The sequence below is a fragment of the Devosia sp. MC1541 genome, assembly GCF_012847305.1.
Taxonomy (GTDB): Bacteria; Pseudomonadota; Alphaproteobacteria; order Rhizobiales; family Devosiaceae; genus Devosia.
The window spans coordinates 69,371-85,220 of record NZ_JABBDZ010000009.1; the positions used below are offsets into that span (position 1 = coordinate 69,371).

A 15,850-nucleotide genomic window follows, 5' to 3' on the forward strand; every position below is an offset into this window, starting at 1 on the left:
TGAACATCGATAGGCGAGGGGGCGCAGCAGGGGTCGGCAGCCGGGTCTGGCTCCCCTATAATTGGGCTAAGGAGAATCGCTCTTGTCCATTCGCCAGCTACCCGAAGACCTCATCAATCGTATCGCCGCCGGTGAGGTGGTCGAACGCCCTGCAAGCGTTGTGAAGGAGTTGGTTGAAAACTCCATCGACGCTGGTTCGCGCCGCATCACTGTCACCACCGCCAATGGCGGCATGGACCTCATCCGCATCACCGATGATGGTCATGGCATGGACAAGGCCGATTTGTTGCTGTCGGTCGAGCGGCATGCCACCTCAAAGCTGGCGAGTGACGATCTCGACGATATCTGCACCATGGGTTTCCGCGGTGAAGCGCTGGCCTCAATCGGCTCCATCGCGCGCCTCTCTGTCGCCTCGCGCCCGGCTGATGCCGAAAGTGGGCTCGAAATCGTCGTCGATAACGGTCGACGCAGCGGCCCTGTGCCCAAGGCGATGAACCGTGGCACGGTGATCGAGGTGAAGGACATTTTCGCCAATGTCCCGGCCCGTCGCAAATTCCTCAAAACTGCCCGGTCAGAGACCGCTGCCATCACCGATGTGATGAAGCGGCTGGCCATGGCCAATCCCGAAATCCATTTCATCCTCGAGGGCGCGGATCGTCAGACGCTGAACTGGCCAGCCCTTTCCAGCGAAGGCGCGCTCGCGGGCCGTCTCAGCCAGGTGATGGGCGCCGATTTCGTTGAAAACGCTGTGCAACTGGCCTCGGCTCGCCATGGTGTGGTCGTTGCCGGCATGGCCGGTCTGCCGACCTATACGCGCGCCAATTCGCTCTCCCAATTCTACTTCGTCAACGGTCGTTCGGTGAAGGACAAGGTCTTGGTCGGTGCCGTGCGCGCCGCTTTCGCCGACTATGTCTTCCGCGATCGCTTCCCCGTCATTGCCCTCTATATCGCCATTGATCCCGGTGAGGTGGATGTCAACGTCCACCCCGCCAAAGCCGAGCTTCGCTTCCGCGATCAAGGCGCGGTGCGCAGCGCCGTCATCAATGGCATTGGCGCGGCGCTTGCCGCAGCGGGCTTTAAAGCCTCCTCCAGCGTTGCCGATGATATTTTAGGCGCGTTCACCGCACCCGAACTCTCCGCACCCAATGCGCTGGGCGATGGCCTTGCCGCGCCCGCCATGCCCGCCTTGGATTTTGGCGCGCGCCCCACCAATTATGCCAGCCCCGGCTTCGATGCTGGCCGCTCCCCAGCCTATACTTATGCGGCCACCGGCGGCTCCTTCTTCCGCAAGGACGATGGTCGCGCCCCGCTCAATTATGATGGCAAACCCGGCGCTCTCTCCGGCTTCACCGCCCCCAGCGCACGCGTTGAAACGGTCGTTGCCGAGGCCCCGCCTGCCCAGGAATTTCCGCTCGGCACCGCGCGGGCGCAGATGTTTGACAATTACATCATCGCCCAAAACGACACCGGCCTCTTGCTGGTCGATCAGCACGCGGCTCACGAGCGCCTCGTTTATGAGCGCTTTAAAGCGCAAATGGCGTCCGGTCCTGTGGCGAGCCAAGCCCAGCTTATCCCGGTCATTGTCGAGCTGCCCGAGGAAGACTGCCAGCGCCTTGAAGAGGTGTCCGAACAGCTCGAAAAATTCGGGCTTTATCTCGACCGTTTTGGCCTAAGGGCCATTGCAGTGCGCGAAACACCCGCCATTTTGGGCAATTCCGATGTCCATGGGCTGGTGCAAGATCTGGCCGATGGCCTCGCCGAATGGGAGAGCACTGCCGCTCTCACCGACCGCATGGAAGAGATCATCGCCCGCATGGCCTGCCACGGCTCAGTACGGTCCGGGCGTCGTTTGCGCGTCGATGAAATGAACGCTCTGCTGCGCGACATGGAAGCGACGCCACACTCAGGCCAGTGCATCCATGGTCGCCCGACCTATGTCGAACTCAAGAAAAACGACATCGAACGCCTCTTCGGCCGCAGCCGATAAGAAGCGTACGGCCGCTGAACCGTTCCATCCCACCAGCCGTCACCCTCGGGCTCGACCCGAGGGCTCTACACTTCCTGCCCCAATATTCGGTGCTCCCCTCCCGCTGCTGAATTGATGCATCTATCATTCAGGCTTTATCGTTATCGCTGTAGGACATTTAGGAGCCGCGCATGACTTCAGGCATTCACCACGTCACCCTGATCACCGCCGCCATACAGCCCAATGTGGATTTTTATGTCGGTTTTCTCGGGCTGAGGCTGGTGAAGCGCACGGGCGGATATGAAGATGCCACCCAGCTCCATCTCTTTTACGGCGATTATGCCGCCAATCCCGGATCGTTGATCACTTTCCTTGCTTGGGAAGGTGGCTCTAAGGGCCAGGCTGGCGCGGGGCAGGTCAGCGAAATGGCACTTGCCGTGTCGCAAGGCTCAATTGGCTTCTGGATCGAGCGCGCGCTCTTGTTTGGCGTCAAAGTTGAAGGCACGGGCCAGGAGTTCGGCGAAACGGTTCTGCGCATGCGCGATCCGGACGGGGTGATGGTGAAACTGGTCAGCGCTGATCTGCCCGCTCTCGATATGCCTGTTGGCGATATTCCGAGCGAACACGCGGTGCGCCGCATTCGTGGCGTCACCATGCTCTCCGACGTTCAGGAAGAAACCACTGCCTTCATGAGCCAGTATTTCGGCTTCAAGACTGCCGGGCGCGAAGGCCCCATCGTGCGCATGACCTCCGACATTGGCGATGTGCTCGATATTCGTGACGCCTCTGGCTTCTGGCCCGGCGTCGCGGGTGCTGGAACCGCTGATCACGTCGCGGTCCGCGCTGTCGATGCCGACGAAGTGCTGGCGGTGGAAAAGGAGCTGCGCAAGCTCAATTCCAGCATCACCAATGTCCATGACCGCAATTATTTCACCTCGCTCTATGTGCGCGAGCCGGGCGGAACATTGATCGAAATGGCCAGCGACGGCCCCGGCTTTACCACTGACGAGAGCCTTGAAAAGCTTGGGCGAACGCTCTTTGTGCCGCCCGACACCAGTGATCCGGAAGGGGTAAAGGTCATGCTGCCCCAGTTTGGTCTGCCGGGCGAAGACCGCGTGGTCTATCGGGACCTCATCTACACCCACCGAATCTTTACCCCTGAAAATGCCGATGGCATGGCCATCGCCCTCATGCATGGCACGGGTGGCAATGAAGCCGACCTGATGCCTTTGGCCCATCGCGCCGCCCCCGAAGCGACGCTGCTTGGCATTCGTGGTCGCAGCACGGAAAGCGGCGTGCAACGCTGGTTCCGCAGCTTTGGTCCCTCGATCTTTGATCAGCAGGATGTGCGCTTTGAATCCGGCGCGCTCGAGGCCTTCTTTGAAGAAGCCAAAAAGGCCTATGCCTTTGATGAAAAGCACTTTGTGGCTTTGGGCTATTCCAATGGCGCCAATCTTTTAAGCTCGGCTATGCTGCTCCACCCCGGCCTTGTGCAGCGTGCGGTTCTCATTCGCCCAGTCATGGTGCTCTCAGAGCTGCTAGACAGTGATTTGGCCGGTGTTTCTGTGTTGATTGTCTTGGGTGAGACCGACGCTTTCCGCGCACAGGGCGAAAAACTGGCAAGTGTCATGATGGACCGCGGCGCGCAAGTCACCGTAAACATCGTCAACGGCGGTCATGACCTCGGGCCCGAAGACGCGCCCGCCATTAGCACTTGGCTCTCCAACACCGCCGCTTAGCCGCCCCAAGCCCGCAACCCTCGGGTCACCCCCGAGGGCTGCGGCAGAACTTCCCCCAATCCACACCCCGTCCGAAACACCCTCTTCCCTCAACCCGCCCAGCCCCTTAATACTCCGCTAACCATATTCGCAGGGGTCATCATGGCTGTTTCACCTGGCACTGTTGCCGACGCCAAGAAAAACAATTGGCTCGATCAATACGCGCCCGAACCCGTAAAACCCTATGGTCGCTTGGCGCGTTGGGATCGCCCCATCGGTATTTGGCTTTTGTTCTGGCCCTGCGTTTGGGGTCTGGGCCTCGCCGCTGTCTATCAGCCCGAGCGCGGCTTCGATTGGTTCGCCGCCATTCTCATGCTGATTGGTGCTGCCCTGATGCGCGGCGCGGGCTGCACCTTTAACGACATTGTTGATCGCGACATCGACGATAAGGTTGCCCGCACCCGTTCGCGCCCGATTCCCTCGGGACAGGTCACCGCCAAACAAGCGCTGATTTTCCTCGTCGCGCAGACTTTGATCTCCGCTGTTATCCTTTTCCAGTTCAATCGCTTCACCGTTTGGGCCTGCGTTTTCTCCCTGGTTCTGGTCGCCATCTATCCCTTTATGAAGCGCGTCACCTGGTGGCCGCAGGCCTTTTTGGGCCTCGCCTTCTCCTATGGCGCACTCGTGGGCTTTTCGAGCCAGATCGGCGGGCTCACTTTGGCACCGATACTGATGTATGCGGGCACGATTCTCTGGGTCATCGGCTATGACACCATCTACGCCCTGCAAGATGTTGAGGACGATGCGCTGGTTGGCGTTAAATCCACGGCCCGCCTATTCGGTGCTAATGTCGGCCCTGCGGTCGCCACGCTCTACGTTGGCGCCTTTGTTTTCTGGATCGCCGCAGCGGTTACGGCCGGGGCAGGGGTGATCTTTGCCGTCATCGCGCTCATCGGTGCGGGGCTCTTGGCGTGGCAGCTTTATACGCTCGACGCGACCAAGGCCGATAACCCGCTCGTTCGGTTTCAGAATAACCACTATGTCGGCATTGTTATTTCACTGGCGCTGCTCGCCGAGTGGGTGTGGTAACGCGCCCCTATCGGCCTAAGCGCGGCCATTCCCCAGGCCATAATGTGCCGGCAAGGTGCCAAGCCTAGGCCCATTGAGGCCCATAAAAGGCCCCACCAAAATGCAGAAAGGGTCAGTCGCACCACCGACTGACCCTTTTCTATAGGTCTGCATGGGTATGGAGGTCTTCTTAAGCCTCAAGCTGGCCGGTCTGACGGCGGTTGAGGAAACGCGGGCGGCGGGCTGCGTCAGCGGCAAGGCGGCGGCGCGGTGCGGTCTGGCCGACCATAACGCCATCAACCTGCTGCGTGTATGGCATGTAAGAGCCATCGCCAGCCTTGATGAACAGCGGCAGGCGGAGCTTCTTGCCCCAGTTCTGCCACTCGGCAACGACGTTCAAATTGCCTTCTTCTTCAAAGACTTTGTAGTTCAGTTCATGGTCTGCGTGGACGAGTTCGATCACGCTGGTGAGCATGCCTTCGTCCGAGATTTTGGTGGCAACAGCAACACCAACGAACTCAGTCACGGGCACTTTCACCTTAATGGCGACGCCGCTCTGTTCAAGCTGCTTGCGGACGGTAACGGTTTTCACCGGTTCGCGGTGGCCGTTGTCGTTTGCGCCTTCGAAACGCTGCCCAGCGAGTGCCGAACGGGTGAAGGTGAGCTGAACTGAGGAGCCTTCCATCGCAACGCCAAAAACCATTTTTCTGCCTTCCTGTAACTTCGAGAGCTTGTTTTTTTGTGCTCCGTTATGCCCCCAACTTAGCGCCGATGATTACCTAGGCCCTTAATCGGTTGGGTTAAGTTTATCTTGCTTTTCCGAAGGGTTAGCAGGACGTAACACCGAGTCATGACCCGTTAACTGCGCCCATTGGCAGAGCGTTTACTCTACTGTTTCCCCCCCTTGCCTTGAGCGCACTTGTCCTCAGGCGGGAACGGGCCTAAAACCCCCGCAACCATGCCGGCTTATTCCAGAAGTTACAGTGATGATCTGGAGCTGCTCCGCTCCACTGCGGTCGCAGCGGGCCTCATTGCGTCCAGCTTTTTCCGTCGTGATATAAAGACTTGGACCAAAGAGAACTCCTCCCCAGTCAGCGAAGCCGACATAATGGTCGATCGCTTCTTGGCCGCGAACCTGTTGCAGGCGCGCCCCGACTACGGCTGGCTCTCTGAGGAAACCGTCGACAATCCTAGCCGTCTCGATAGCGCCCGCTGCTTTGTGGTTGATCCCATTGATGGCACACGCGCTTTCCTGCGCGGCGAGGAATATTGGACCATTTCCATTGCGGTGGTGGAACACGGCGTTCCTGTCGCCGGCGTTGTCTATGCCCCAGCGCTCGACGAAATGTATGACGCTGTTAAAGGCGGTGGCGCGCGCATGAACGCCCGCCCATTGCAGCGCAGCCGCCGTGCGGGCGCTTTGCCGATGATCCCTGCGCCCGGTGCAGTTCATCAGGAAATTCAAGCCACTGGCCTCGATTACACGCGCGGCCCTGCTTATCCATCCTTGGCTTACCGCCTTGTGCAGGTCGCCACCGGTCGCCTGGACGCCGCTGTTTCGCGCCGCGGATCGCAAGATTGGGATATTGCCGCCGCCGCGCTAATCCTGAGCGAAGCGGGGATGGATTTTGCCGATGTCTGCCTTGGCTACCCCCAATTTAACAAGCGAGATGTGCGTCACGGGGCTCTTGCGGCCCTCTCGGACATCAGCCTAAAACCAGTTATCCACGCTGCCCTGATCAAGGTTTATGGTTGTCCAGAACCGCAGGGTTGCGAAACTGACCAACAACCAACCTGAATCGAGAATAGAATGGCTGCTACACCGGATCAGCAACTCCTCCACCTCGTTATTGGTGGCGAACTATCGAGCCTTGAGGGCGTGACCTTCACCGATCTCGATAAGGTGGATATTGTTGGCGTTTATCCCAATTACGCCGCTGCCTATGCGGTTTGGAAGCAGAAGGCACAGATGACCGTTGATAGCGCGCAGACGCGCTACTTCATTGTTCACCTGCACCGCCTGCTCAACCCAGAGCAAACTGGTCAGTAAGAACTAAGTCTTTGAAACTCCAAGTGAATTTAATATGGCGGTCAGGGCTCCTTGGCCGCCAATATTGTTTTGGCCAATGGCCCCGAGACGCATCCGCAACTTTGGGTTGCCGATCAGCCGGATAATGGCCGAGCCGAGTTGGTCGACATCTGCGTCCACCACAAGACGGGCATCGCCGAAAAGCTTTTGCTCATCTTCAAAGCGTGAACGCCGATCCCTTTGATTGATAAAGGTAATCGCAGGCTTGCCTAGGCCCAGCGATTGGATCGTGGCAGTCCCGGCCTGGCTCAGAACAAAGTCCGACGTGGCCAAGAGATTGCCCATCGCCCGGCCACGCGCCATATGCACGGTGATGTCACCATCGGTCAGTTGCCCGAGGTCATCGGGTTCCGAGCTTAAGTGATGCGAGCGTTGCAGACCGGCCGCTTTTGCCAGTTCGTCAATCTGCACACTACCGGCAACAGCGAGGAAAATATCCGGCATCAGCTCCGGCACAACCTGCCGCAAGCCGTTGATTTGCAGCGCGAAACTTTCAGCGGTGAGGGCGCGGCTGCCGGGCAGCAGGGTCACCGCCAAAGCGCTGCGTCGACGCGATGCCGCGTCATAGGATCCGTGCGGAATGGTATCCATCATCAGATTGCCGGGAGCGGAGGCATTAACGCCATCCTCGCGCAACATCGCAGAAAGGTTTTCGGCGCGGCAGAACACGAGGCTACACGCCTTGGCAATGGCCTTGCGTTCAAGGCCCGAATAGAGCCGCGCCGCGCCCGTTTTATAAACGTCGATATAGACCAAGTCGCGATAGCCGGTCACGAGGCCAGCCAGCACGCCCACCATGTCTCCGACCACGATGACGCGATCATAGTTCCCGCGCATTTTTCGCAGGAATTTCAATGCTGGTGGAACGGTGAGCAGACCGCCGTTGACGATATCGCGGCGCAGTGAGCCCTTCACATTGCGCCAGCCTTCAGAGGCCAGCGACGCGCGTGGGCCAACGACGCGGCAGATGCCGTCATAAGCCTTGCCGCTGCCAATCATAGGATAAGCATCCGCCTCAATCGAGGAGGGAAACTGGGAAATCACCTGCGCGGCAATAGCGTCTTCGCCATGCCCGTTTGAGATGATGAGGAAGCGCTGACGCGTCGTTGCCTCGCTCAACTCAATTGCCTCGGCCGAAACGTTCAAACGCCTCAGTGGCCGCTGCAGCATCGGCGTAAGCTTCCTGCCGATCAACGCTCCAATAGTGCAATTCGTCGAGCGGAATGGTCTTGCCGGTTATGGCGCAGCGCACGAAAGTGCCTGACTTAATAAGCTTATAGTCGCCATCACCATAAAGCAGGGTCGCTTCGCTCGGCGTGAAGCCTTTTTCGAAGATGTTCATATCGACCTCCTAGCCGTGTGCTGTCCTATAGCCAATTCACCGGAGCCTCAAAAGAGGCTTTCCTGCCCGCCCCCATCAGGATTACGCGATGGTTTGCGTTTCGCTGGTGGCGCGCCGGAAACCGTAGCGTTCAAATCGCCATCAACGAAAGTGAGCTTGAGACTATCCCCAGGTTTAGCCCCAGTTTTGCTGGTCACAATCTGCCCGGCCTCATCTTGCACCAAGGCATAGCCACGCGCCAAAACATTCCGATAGCTCAATGTTTCCAGCAGCTTGGTCAGCTGATCGACCTGCTGGCGGCGCCCTTGGGTCAGTTGTGCGGCGGTTATGTCGAGGCGCTTTTCCAGTGGCGCCAAAAGACTCTGGGCCTGACGTAAATCGGCCCGCAACGGCTGTGGCGATAGGCGTGGCAAAACCCGTGCGAGTGCTGTGTGTTTGCGCTCAAATGCGGTTCGCGCTGCGTCCGGCAAACGCCGGGCGCGCGGATCATAGGTGAGGCGTGCGCGCTCAACCGATTTCATCAGTCCGCCTTCAGCGTGGCGGCCAAGGTTTTTGAGGCGATCGCTCAGTTCGCTATGGCGTTGGCGAATAATGCGCGGCTGCAATGCCCCCGACGCTGTGCCAAAGGCCATGCGGCGCGACTGCACGAAATGTCGAAGCGCACCAGAGAGTTGGCTCGATGCCAGATCCAGAGACTGTCGCTGGTTTGAAATCAAATCGCTGGCGCGGGGCAGCCCCGCCGAGGCGGCGCGGAGGCGATCCTTGAGCGAGAGCAACATGCGCCGCGCGGCCTGCCGCTGACGCCCGCCGTGGTCATCAACATAGGCAATCAGTTCGGCCCGAACCGGCACAGCGGCTTCCGCTGCAGCCGTTGGCGTGGGCGCCCGCATGTCCGAGGCATAGTCGACAAGTGTCGTATCGGTCTCGTGGCCGACAGCGGTAATAACGGGAATGTCGGAGCCCGCGACCGCGCGCACAACCGCTTCTTCGTTAAAGCCCCAAAGATCTTCAATCGAGCCGCCCCCGCGGGCGACGATGAGCAGATCTGGCCTTGGGATAGCGCCGCCCGGTTCGAGGGCGTTAAACCCTTCAATCGCATTGACAACTTCTGGCGCGCTGGTTTCCCCCTGAACGCGCACGGGCCACACCAGCACATGGCTGGGGAAGCGGTCATCGAGGCGGTGCAAAATATCGCGGATCACCGCGCCGGTCGGTGATGTGATCACACCGATAACGCGCGGCAGATAGGGCAGGGGGCGCTTGCGCTCGCGCGCGAACAGACCTTCTGCCAAAAGCTTTTTGCGGCGTTCTTCCAAGAGCGCCATCAGCGCGCCAGCACCAGCCGGTTCGATATTCTCGATAACGATCTGATACTTAGAAGAACGCGGGAAGGTCGTCAGGCGACCCGTCGCGATAATCTCAAGCCCTTCTTGTGGCTTGAAGCTGAGCTTGGAAAAGCTCCCCTTCCAGATCACAGCGTCAATCGTCGCGCCTTCATCCTTAAGGGTGAAATAGGCGTGACCCGAGGAATGTTGGCCCCGGAAGCCGGAGATTTCACCGCGCACGCGGACATGACCGAACTCGTCCTCGACCGACCGCTTTACCGCGTGGGCGATCTCGGTGACGGTAAACTCGGATGCATTGGTCAGAACCTGAGACATGTCCTCTGGTGCGATAAAAGAGTGCGGATCGTCAAGCCGCTACTCGGCGGCGTCCAAGCTTTGTGGCTGATCAAGATTGCCCATGGATTGTACAATATGTTTGGCTAGGGCGTCATAGATGCCGCCATAAGCGTGGGAGGCCCGCAGCAGGGCGATCTGCGCATCGCCAAGGTGCGGGAGGCCCTGCGCCTCGCCAACTACCCGCATACCCGGCTGCAAAGCGCTTTCCGGCAGAAAGCCGATGGCCAGATCGGAAAGAACCGCCGAGCTGATCGCTGTGGCGTTGGACGAGGTATAGGCGATGCGATAATCGATGTTCGATCGATCGAGCGCCGCCAAGGCGTCCTTGCGCCACCGGCAAAACGATGGCCCGGAGGCGATTGCGATGGGTTCACTGGCCATGGCGCGGCCGCCGTGGCTCGCCACCCAGAACATTTTCTCGGTGCGGAACAGCTCGCCAAAGTTCTGCTGGGTGCCTTGGGTGAACACAATAAGGTCATAGCGCCCGGCCTTAAGGCCGGCGATCAGCTCTTCTGAGGCCATGCAGGCCACATCAACCGCGATCTTGGGGTGGGTGCGCTGAAAACTTGAGAGAATTACCGGCAGCAGGCGCACCGCATAATCGTCCGGCACGCCGAAGCGGATAGAACCTGCAAGGTCCGCATCGTTGAATTGATCAAGGATTTCAGCATTGGTGCGCAGCATTTTGCGCGCCCGCTCATAGAGAATTTCCCCGTGATGGGTCATTGTGACGGTGCGGCCGTCGCGCGTGAGCAGCGGGTGGCCGAGGCGCTCTTCGAGCCGCTTAATCTGCATGGATACTGCAGATTGTGTCTTGTTCACCCGGCGCGCCGCCTCGGTGAAACTTCCGCAATCGGCAATGGCACAGAAGCTTTGCAGCTGATCGAGGTCGAGCGGGGAAGCCATGATTGCTTTCCATCACAAATATTGATCACAAAAATGAAATCTATTTGTTGGACGAATGGCTGTCTAGCTTCTATCTCCATCACATCGGCGCATTTCAGCGACGGCCGCCACCTCCCGACCGGCGGCATCCTTTCGCAATTGGAGACTTTAGATGGCTCTCTCGCTCCCCGGCGAGCAGTCAGTCACGGCTGGCTCGTCATACAATCCCGTCCGCATTCTCGTGCGCTGGATCAAAAATGCCGCAGCCAATCGCCGTCGCGGCGTGGCCCTGCGTCCGCTATCTGAGCTCGAACCACATCTGTTGCGTGATCTAGGGATCAGCAGGTCAGATATTACTGATGCGCATCAGGCAACCGGTGCGCGCACGCCAGCAATGGTGTTGAACGCTGCCCGCGCCCGTAGCGCGCAGCTGTAGCCAAACGAGATTAGCAGGTCCTTGGATCTGCTCACGGCGTTGGTCTGGGTGATTGCCTCATCCCGGCCTACGAAAGGACTGGTCCTCCAGTCCCGTTTCCTGACAACTCGCCGGGTATCCTTTCGAGGACCCGGCATTTTTTTGTCCGGGAATACAAAAAGCGCGCTGCAGAGGTCTGCAACGCGCTCAATTCACAGTTTTAAATCAGTCTCTTAGGGAAGAGCTGCAAGCCCGTCCTTAAAGCCGGCCAAGGACACCGGAATGCCCACGCCTTCTTCAGGGGTTTTGAACACGACGAAAATTGCTTCGCTGCCTTCTGACAGCGTCGAGATCAATTCGTCGTCCAGCTCAACTTCAGCGATGCAGCCGTTCGGCAAGCAGCGCACGAATGCGACGCGGCCCATGTCCGTGCCGTCAACGTTAAGGCCCAGACCATTCGGCAGGAGCACGCCGAGAGGCGCCAGAACGCGCAGCAAACGGGCTTCTCCGTCAGCAGTCTTTAAGACGATAACCGACAGGCCAACGTTGGGCTGATCTTCAGCCAAGACATTCTGAATGATGGCACATTGTTCAGCGGTCGCCCCTGGTGGGGTGTCACAGCTCAGCTGCCAGTCGCCATGTTCGGCACGAATGGTGCCTTGCGACAGCGCTGGTGAAACGCTCATGGCGGCGAGAGCCGCGCTCAGGAGACCAATCCGTTTTGCCCAGATCAACACTCTATTACCTCTCCTGAGAATCGGGATTGATTTCCCAACGTGCACAGTTGCCGAAAAAGCCTCGGCGGTGTCAACCAAAGCCCCGTATTCCGGCTCTTTTTTACGGTCAAACAAGGCGAGTATGAGGCGAAAGGGTGTCCTGTCGGCACCTTTTGCCGCACGAGAGTTGAGTGTGGCCGCAATAGACTCTCGTGCGGCTATATGATTTACGGTCTTTCCAGAGTATTTCGCTCCGAGGTTGAGTCGGGGCGGCGTTAGCTATGCCGCTATTCAAACCCCCTCATTCTCGGTGATAGCCGCCAGAACATGTCGACAAGGGGGTATATGGTGACCGGGCAGTTCTTTAAAAAGATGGGTGCCGTTTCCGCGGCCGCAATGGCACTTCTGCCAGCGGTGTCGGGTGCCCAGGAGCTCGGCACGGGGCAGCCCGCCCCAGGCCAGTTTAATCTCCAGGGTTCCGTGACTCCGATCATGGACTCAATCACAGCATTCCACGATGGTGTGCTGATGTGGACGATCACGCTGATCGTTCTCTTCGTGCTTGCGCTTTTGATAATCGTGGCTCTGCGTTTCAACGCAAAGTCAAATCCGGTTCCTGCGCGCTTCACGCACAACACGCTCATCGAAATCGTTTGGACCGTTCTACCGGTCTTGATTCTCGTGATCATTGCGATCCCGTCCTTCGGCGTTCTCTCTGATCAGATGACCACGCCAGATGGCGACCGTAAGTATCTTGGTGCGAACGTCTTCTCCATGGGTGAAGTCGAAGTTCCAGCTGCGTCGCTGACCGTCAAGGTTTCGGGTGAGCAGTGGTACTGGAATTACGAATATGTCGATCAGGGCGTTGGCTTTGACTCGAACATGGTTCGCGATGCCGACCTTCAGGATGGTCAACCACGGCTGCTTGCTGTTGATAACAACCTGATCGTTCCAGTTGGTGCAACCGTTCGTCTGCAGGTCACTGCAAGCCCATCGGGTGTGATCCATGCTTGGGCAGTTCCGTCCTTCGGCGTTCTTATGGATGCTGTTCCGGGTCGCCTGAACGAAACTTGGTTCAATGCTCGTGAAACTGGTATGTTCTATGGTCAGTGCCGCGAACTGTGCGGTAAGGATCATGCTTACATGCCAATCGGCGTGCGCGTTGTGACCGCAGAACAATTCGACACCTTCATTAAGGCATTCGCCGAAAGCCGTGACTACGGTGCTTCTGTAGCACTTCTGCCGGCACTGTAATTTAGGGGTCAGAGGAAACACACATGGCAAATACTGCTCACCTCGAGGCCAATGCGACCGGGCATGATCATGCCTCGCATGACCATCACACCCCGACCGGCTGGCGCCGTTGGGTCTACTCGACGAACCACAAAGACATCGGGATCATGTATTTGATCTTCTCGATCTTTGCTGGTGTTGTCGGTGGCCTGCTTTCGGGCGCAATGCGCGTCGAACTGCAAGAGCCTGGCATTCAGATCTTCCACGGCATGGCTGCAATGGCCTACGGCGTTGATGGCGATGCTGCCCTGGATGCTGGTAAGCACATGTTCAACGTGTTCGTTTCCGCGCACGCTCTGATCATGGTGTTCTTCACCGTTATGCCTGCGACCATGGGTGGCTTTGCCAACTATTTCGCTCCGCTGATGATCGGTGCGCCGGATACCGCGTTCCCGCGTATCAACAACATCGCTTTCTGGCTCCTGCCTCCAGCGCTGCTGCTCACTGTTCTTTCGATGTTCTTCGAAGGTCCATCGGGCGCAATGGGCTTCGGTGGCGGTTGGACGGCTTACCCACCACTGGCAACCTCGGGTCACCCAGGTCCTGCAACTGACTTCGTGATCTTCTCACTGCACGTTGCTGGTATCTCCTCGATCCTTGGCGCGATCAACCTGATCACCACCATCCTGAACATGCGTGCACCGGGCATGACCCTGCACAAGATGCCACTGTTCGCTTGGTCGGTTCTCGTGACTGCGTTCCTGCTGCTGCTCGCGCTTCCAGTTCTTGCTGGCGCGATCACCATGATGCTTACCGATCGTAACTTCGGCACCTCGTTCTTCTCGCCTGAAGGCGGTGGTGATCCGGTCCTGTACCAGCACCTGTTCTGGTTCTTCGGTCACCCTGAAGTTTACATCATGATCCTGCCGGGCTTCGGCATCATCAGCCACATCGTTGCAACCTTCAGCCGCAAGCCAGTCTTTGGCTACATGGCAATGGCTTACGCTATGGTTGCTATCGGCTTCGTTGGTTTCGTTGTGTGGGCTCACCACATGTACACCACGGGTCTCAGCCTCGACGTACAGCGTTACTTCGTTGCAGCAACCATGGTTATTGCGGTTCCAACGGGTGTTAAGATCTTCTCGTGGATCGCGACAATGTGGGGTGGCTCGATCACCTTCCGTACCCCAATGCTCTGGGCAATCGGCTTCATCTTCCTGTTCACCGTTGGTGGTGTAACCGGCGTGGTGCTGTCGAACGCTGCTGCTGACCGTGCTCTGCACGACACCTACTATGTGGTTGCTCACTTCCACTACGTGCTGTCGCTGGGTGCTGTGTTCTCGATCTTCGCTGGCTGGTACTACTGGTACCCCAAGATGTTCGGCCACATGTACTCCGAGTTCCTTGGCAAGCTGCACTTCTGGGTGATGTTCGTTGGTGTGAACCTGATCTTCTTCCCGCAGCACTTCCTCGGCCTTGCTGGCATGCCGCGTCGTTATGTCGACTATCCGGATGCTTATGCTCTGTGGAACCGTGTCTCCTCGATCGGCTACTACATCACCTTCGTCGCTATGGTCATCTTCTTCTACGCAATGTGGGAAGCTGCCCGTAAGAAGCGCCCAGCTGGTGATAATCCGTGGGGTGATGGTGCAACGACCCTGGAATGGACCCTGTCCTCCCCACCGCCGTTCCACCAGTTCTCGACCCTGCCACGCATTGACAGCAAAGACGCTCACTAAGCGTTCGGCATAATTAGAACTCTGCGGGCCGCGTTACGACGCGGTCCGCTCTAAAGGAAAGTCCAGTGGCCTATATCGACAACAATACAAATTCGACCGTGATGGCGGGCGGAGCACGCGTAGAGGACTATATCTCGCTGCTGAAGCCGCGCGTGATGTCGCTCGTCGTATTCGTTGGTCTGGTGGGCATGCTGGTTGCTCCAGGCTCGATCCATCCCGTTGTTGGGCTGATCGCCATTGCCTGTATCGCCATTGGCGCAGGTGCCTCTGGTGCGCTTAACATGTGGTACGATAGCGATATCGACGCCATCATGAGCCGTACCGTTAATCGTCCTATTCCAGCCGGCCGTATGCAGCGCAATGATGCGCTGACCTTCGGTGTGGTGTTGTCCGTTTTCTCGGTGATGTTGCTGACGCTCGCGACCAATTGGTTCGCTGGAGCCTTCCTCGCCTTCACCATTTTCTTTTATGTCGTCGTCTACACGATGTGGCTCAAGCGCACGACGCCGCAGAACATCGTTATTGGCGGCGCCGCTGGTGCCTTCCCACCAATGGTTGGCTGGGCTGCCGTGACCGGTGACGTCTCTTGGGTCAGCTTCTCGCTGTTCCTCATCATCTTCCTGTGGACCCCTCCGCATTTCTGGGCGCTGGCGCTCTACAAGCAGGGTGACTACGGCGCGGCTGGCGTTCCTATGATGCCAAACGTTGCTGGTGAAAAATCCACCCGCGTTCAGATTTTCGTCTATTCGCTGCTACTGGCGCTCTCGAGCGTTGCGCCAATCCTTCTCGGGTTCTCGAGCTGGATTTACGGTGTGGTTGCGTCTGTTGTGGCTGTTGGCTTTGTTTGGCACGCCACCCGTCTGCTGCTGGCAAACGAAAGCGTTGAAATGCGCAAACGTGCCCGTGGTCTCTTCACCTATTCGTTGAGCTATCTGGCCATCCTCTTTTTGGCCCTGCTCGTCGATAATTTTGCTCTGCGCATGGGAGTCCTATAACC

Annotated in this window: 15 protein-coding genes; 9 read left to right on the plus strand and 6 right to left on the minus strand. The window is 58.3% G+C overall.

The window, feature by feature from the left end:
- The first annotated feature begins 82 nt into the window (after nt 1-82).
- The 3 genes from mutL (at nt 83) to ubiA (ending at nt 4,773) form a co-directional block, all read left to right on the plus strand.
- Complete coding sequence (gene mutL, locus HKD40_RS11215) at nt 83-1,987, plus strand: DNA mismatch repair endonuclease MutL (protein WP_169195851.1); 1,905 nt, start codon at nt 83-85, stop codon at nt 1,985-1,987.
- Between the two features lie 170 nt (nt 1,988-2,157).
- The gene (locus tag HKD40_RS11220; protein WP_169195852.1) at nt 2,158-3,705 is read left to right on the plus strand and encodes a VOC family protein; all 1,548 of its coding nucleotides are present in this window, start codon (nt 2,158-2,160) and stop codon (nt 3,703-3,705) included.
- 141 nt (nt 3,706-3,846) lie between these two features.
- The gene (ubiA, locus tag HKD40_RS11225; RefSeq protein ID WP_169195853.1) at nt 3,847-4,773 is read left to right on the plus strand and encodes a 4-hydroxybenzoate octaprenyltransferase; all 927 of its coding nucleotides are present in this window, start codon (nt 3,847-3,849) and stop codon (nt 4,771-4,773) included.
- Between the two features lie 169 nt (nt 4,774-4,942).
- Here ubiA and HKD40_RS11230 read toward each other — a convergent pair whose 3' ends face one another.
- Nucleotides 4,943-5,455 (minus strand): DUF6101 family protein, encoded by a 513-nt coding sequence (locus HKD40_RS11230; RefSeq protein ID WP_169195854.1) that lies wholly within the window; start codon nt 5,453-5,455, stop codon nt 4,943-4,945.
- Nucleotides 5,456-5,710: 255 nt separating this feature from the next.
- Here HKD40_RS11230 and HKD40_RS11235 point away from each other — a divergent pair, with 255 nt between their 5' ends.
- Nucleotides 5,711-6,550, plus strand: coding sequence for a 3'(2'),5'-bisphosphate nucleotidase CysQ (locus HKD40_RS11235; RefSeq protein ID WP_169195855.1), 840 nt, complete (start codon nt 5,711-5,713; stop codon nt 6,548-6,550).
- 12 nt (nt 6,551-6,562) lie between these two features.
- The gene (locus HKD40_RS11240; protein WP_169195856.1) at nt 6,563-6,802 is read left to right on the plus strand and encodes a DUF4170 domain-containing protein; all 240 of its coding nucleotides are present in this window, start codon (nt 6,563-6,565) and stop codon (nt 6,800-6,802) included.
- Between the two features lie 3 nt (nt 6,803-6,805).
- Here HKD40_RS11240 and HKD40_RS11245 read toward each other — a convergent pair whose 3' ends face one another.
- From HKD40_RS11245 to HKD40_RS11260, 4 genes are read right to left on the minus strand one after another with little or no spacing between them, the layout of a single operon-like run.
- The gene (locus HKD40_RS11245) at nt 6,806-8,011 is read right to left on the minus strand and encodes a hypothetical protein (protein ID WP_169195857.1); all 1,206 of its coding nucleotides are present in this window, start codon (nt 8,009-8,011) and stop codon (nt 6,806-6,808) included.
- Nucleotides 7,962-8,183 (minus strand): DUF2093 domain-containing protein, encoded by a 222-nt coding sequence (locus HKD40_RS11250; RefSeq protein WP_169195858.1) that lies wholly within the window; start codon nt 8,181-8,183, stop codon nt 7,962-7,964. The genes HKD40_RS11245 and HKD40_RS11250 overlap by 50 nt, the downstream gene beginning before the upstream one ends.
- 47 nt (nt 8,184-8,230) lie before the next feature.
- Nucleotides 8,231-9,844: an exodeoxyribonuclease VII large subunit gene (gene xseA, locus HKD40_RS11255; RefSeq protein ID WP_169195859.1), complete on the minus strand. Its 1,614-nt coding sequence runs from the start codon at nt 9,842-9,844 to the stop codon at nt 8,231-8,233.
- 39 nt (nt 9,845-9,883) lie between these two features.
- Complete coding sequence (locus tag HKD40_RS11260; protein ID WP_169195860.1) at nt 9,884-10,771, minus strand: LysR family transcriptional regulator; 888 nt, start codon at nt 10,769-10,771, stop codon at nt 9,884-9,886.
- A gap of 151 nt (nt 10,772-10,922) precedes the next feature.
- Here HKD40_RS11260 and HKD40_RS11265 point away from each other — a divergent pair, with 151 nt between their 5' ends.
- The gene (locus tag HKD40_RS11265; protein ID WP_169195861.1) at nt 10,923-11,186 is read left to right on the plus strand and encodes a DUF1127 domain-containing protein; all 264 of its coding nucleotides are present in this window, start codon (nt 10,923-10,925) and stop codon (nt 11,184-11,186) included.
- A 212-nt stretch (nt 11,187-11,398) separates the two neighbouring features.
- On the opposite strand, the gene HKD40_RS11270 is transcribed toward HKD40_RS11265, so the two are convergent.
- Nucleotides 11,399-11,851: an invasion associated locus B family protein gene (locus HKD40_RS11270; RefSeq protein WP_169195931.1), complete on the minus strand. Its 453-nt coding sequence runs from the start codon at nt 11,849-11,851 to the stop codon at nt 11,399-11,401.
- Nucleotides 11,852-12,277: 426 nt separating this feature from the next.
- Here HKD40_RS11270 and coxB point away from each other — a divergent pair, with 426 nt between their 5' ends.
- The 3 genes from coxB to HKD40_RS11285 all read left to right on the plus strand — a co-directional run bounded on the left by coxB (nt 12,278) and on the right by HKD40_RS11285 (nt 15,848).
- Nucleotides 12,278-13,135 (plus strand): cytochrome c oxidase subunit II, encoded by an 858-nt coding sequence (gene coxB, locus HKD40_RS11275; protein ID WP_248306027.1) that lies wholly within the window; start codon nt 12,278-12,280, stop codon nt 13,133-13,135.
- 23 nt (nt 13,136-13,158) lie between these two features.
- Nucleotides 13,159-14,853, plus strand: coding sequence for a cytochrome c oxidase subunit I (ctaD, locus tag HKD40_RS11280; protein WP_169195863.1), 1,695 nt, complete (start codon nt 13,159-13,161; stop codon nt 14,851-14,853).
- A 101-nt stretch (nt 14,854-14,954) separates the two neighbouring features.
- The gene (locus HKD40_RS11285) at nt 14,955-15,848 is read left to right on the plus strand and encodes a heme o synthase (protein WP_169195932.1); all 894 of its coding nucleotides are present in this window, start codon (nt 14,955-14,957) and stop codon (nt 15,846-15,848) included.
- Nucleotides 15,849-15,850 lie beyond the last annotated feature (2 nt).

Bases quoted from the DNA above. Each gene is read 5' to 3' on its own strand.
- HKD40_RS11220 (WP_169195852.1), top strand. From the start codon at position 2,158: ATGACTTCAGGCATTCACCACGTCACCCTGATCACCGCCGCCATACAG.
- ubiA (WP_169195853.1), top strand. From the start codon at position 3,847: ATGGCTGTTTCACCTGGCACTGTTGCCGACGCCAAGAAAAACAATTGG.
- HKD40_RS11230 (WP_169195854.1), bottom strand. From the start codon at position 5,455: ATGGTTTTTGGCGTTGCGATGGAAGGCTCCTCAGTTCAGCTCACCTTC.
- HKD40_RS11235 (WP_169195855.1), top strand. From the start codon at position 5,711: ATGCCGGCTTATTCCAGAAGTTACAGTGATGATCTGGAGCTGCTCCGC.
- HKD40_RS11240 (WP_169195856.1), top strand. From the start codon at position 6,563: ATGGCTGCTACACCGGATCAGCAACTCCTCCACCTCGTTATTGGTGGC.
- HKD40_RS11245 (WP_169195857.1), bottom strand. From the start codon at position 8,011: ATGCTGCAGCGGCCACTGAGGCGTTTGAACGTTTCGGCCGAGGCAATT.
- HKD40_RS11250 (WP_169195858.1), bottom strand. From the start codon at position 8,183: ATGAACATCTTCGAAAAAGGCTTCACGCCGAGCGAAGCGACCCTGCTT.
- xseA (WP_169195859.1), bottom strand. From the start codon at position 9,844: ATGTCTCAGGTTCTGACCAATGCATCCGAGTTTACCGTCACCGAGATC.
- HKD40_RS11260 (WP_169195860.1), bottom strand. From the start codon at position 10,771: ATGGCTTCCCCGCTCGACCTCGATCAGCTGCAAAGCTTCTGTGCCATT.
- HKD40_RS11265 (WP_169195861.1), top strand. From the start codon at position 10,923: ATGGCTCTCTCGCTCCCCGGCGAGCAGTCAGTCACGGCTGGCTCGTCA.
- HKD40_RS11270 (WP_169195931.1), bottom strand. From the start codon at position 11,851: ATGAGCGTTTCACCAGCGCTGTCGCAAGGCACCATTCGTGCCGAACAT.
- coxB (WP_248306027.1), top strand. From the start codon at position 12,278: ATGGCACTTCTGCCAGCGGTGTCGGGTGCCCAGGAGCTCGGCACGGGG.
- ctaD (WP_169195863.1), top strand. From the start codon at position 13,159: ATGGCAAATACTGCTCACCTCGAGGCCAATGCGACCGGGCATGATCAT.
- HKD40_RS11285 (WP_169195932.1), top strand. From the start codon at position 14,955: ATGGCGGGCGGAGCACGCGTAGAGGACTATATCTCGCTGCTGAAGCCG.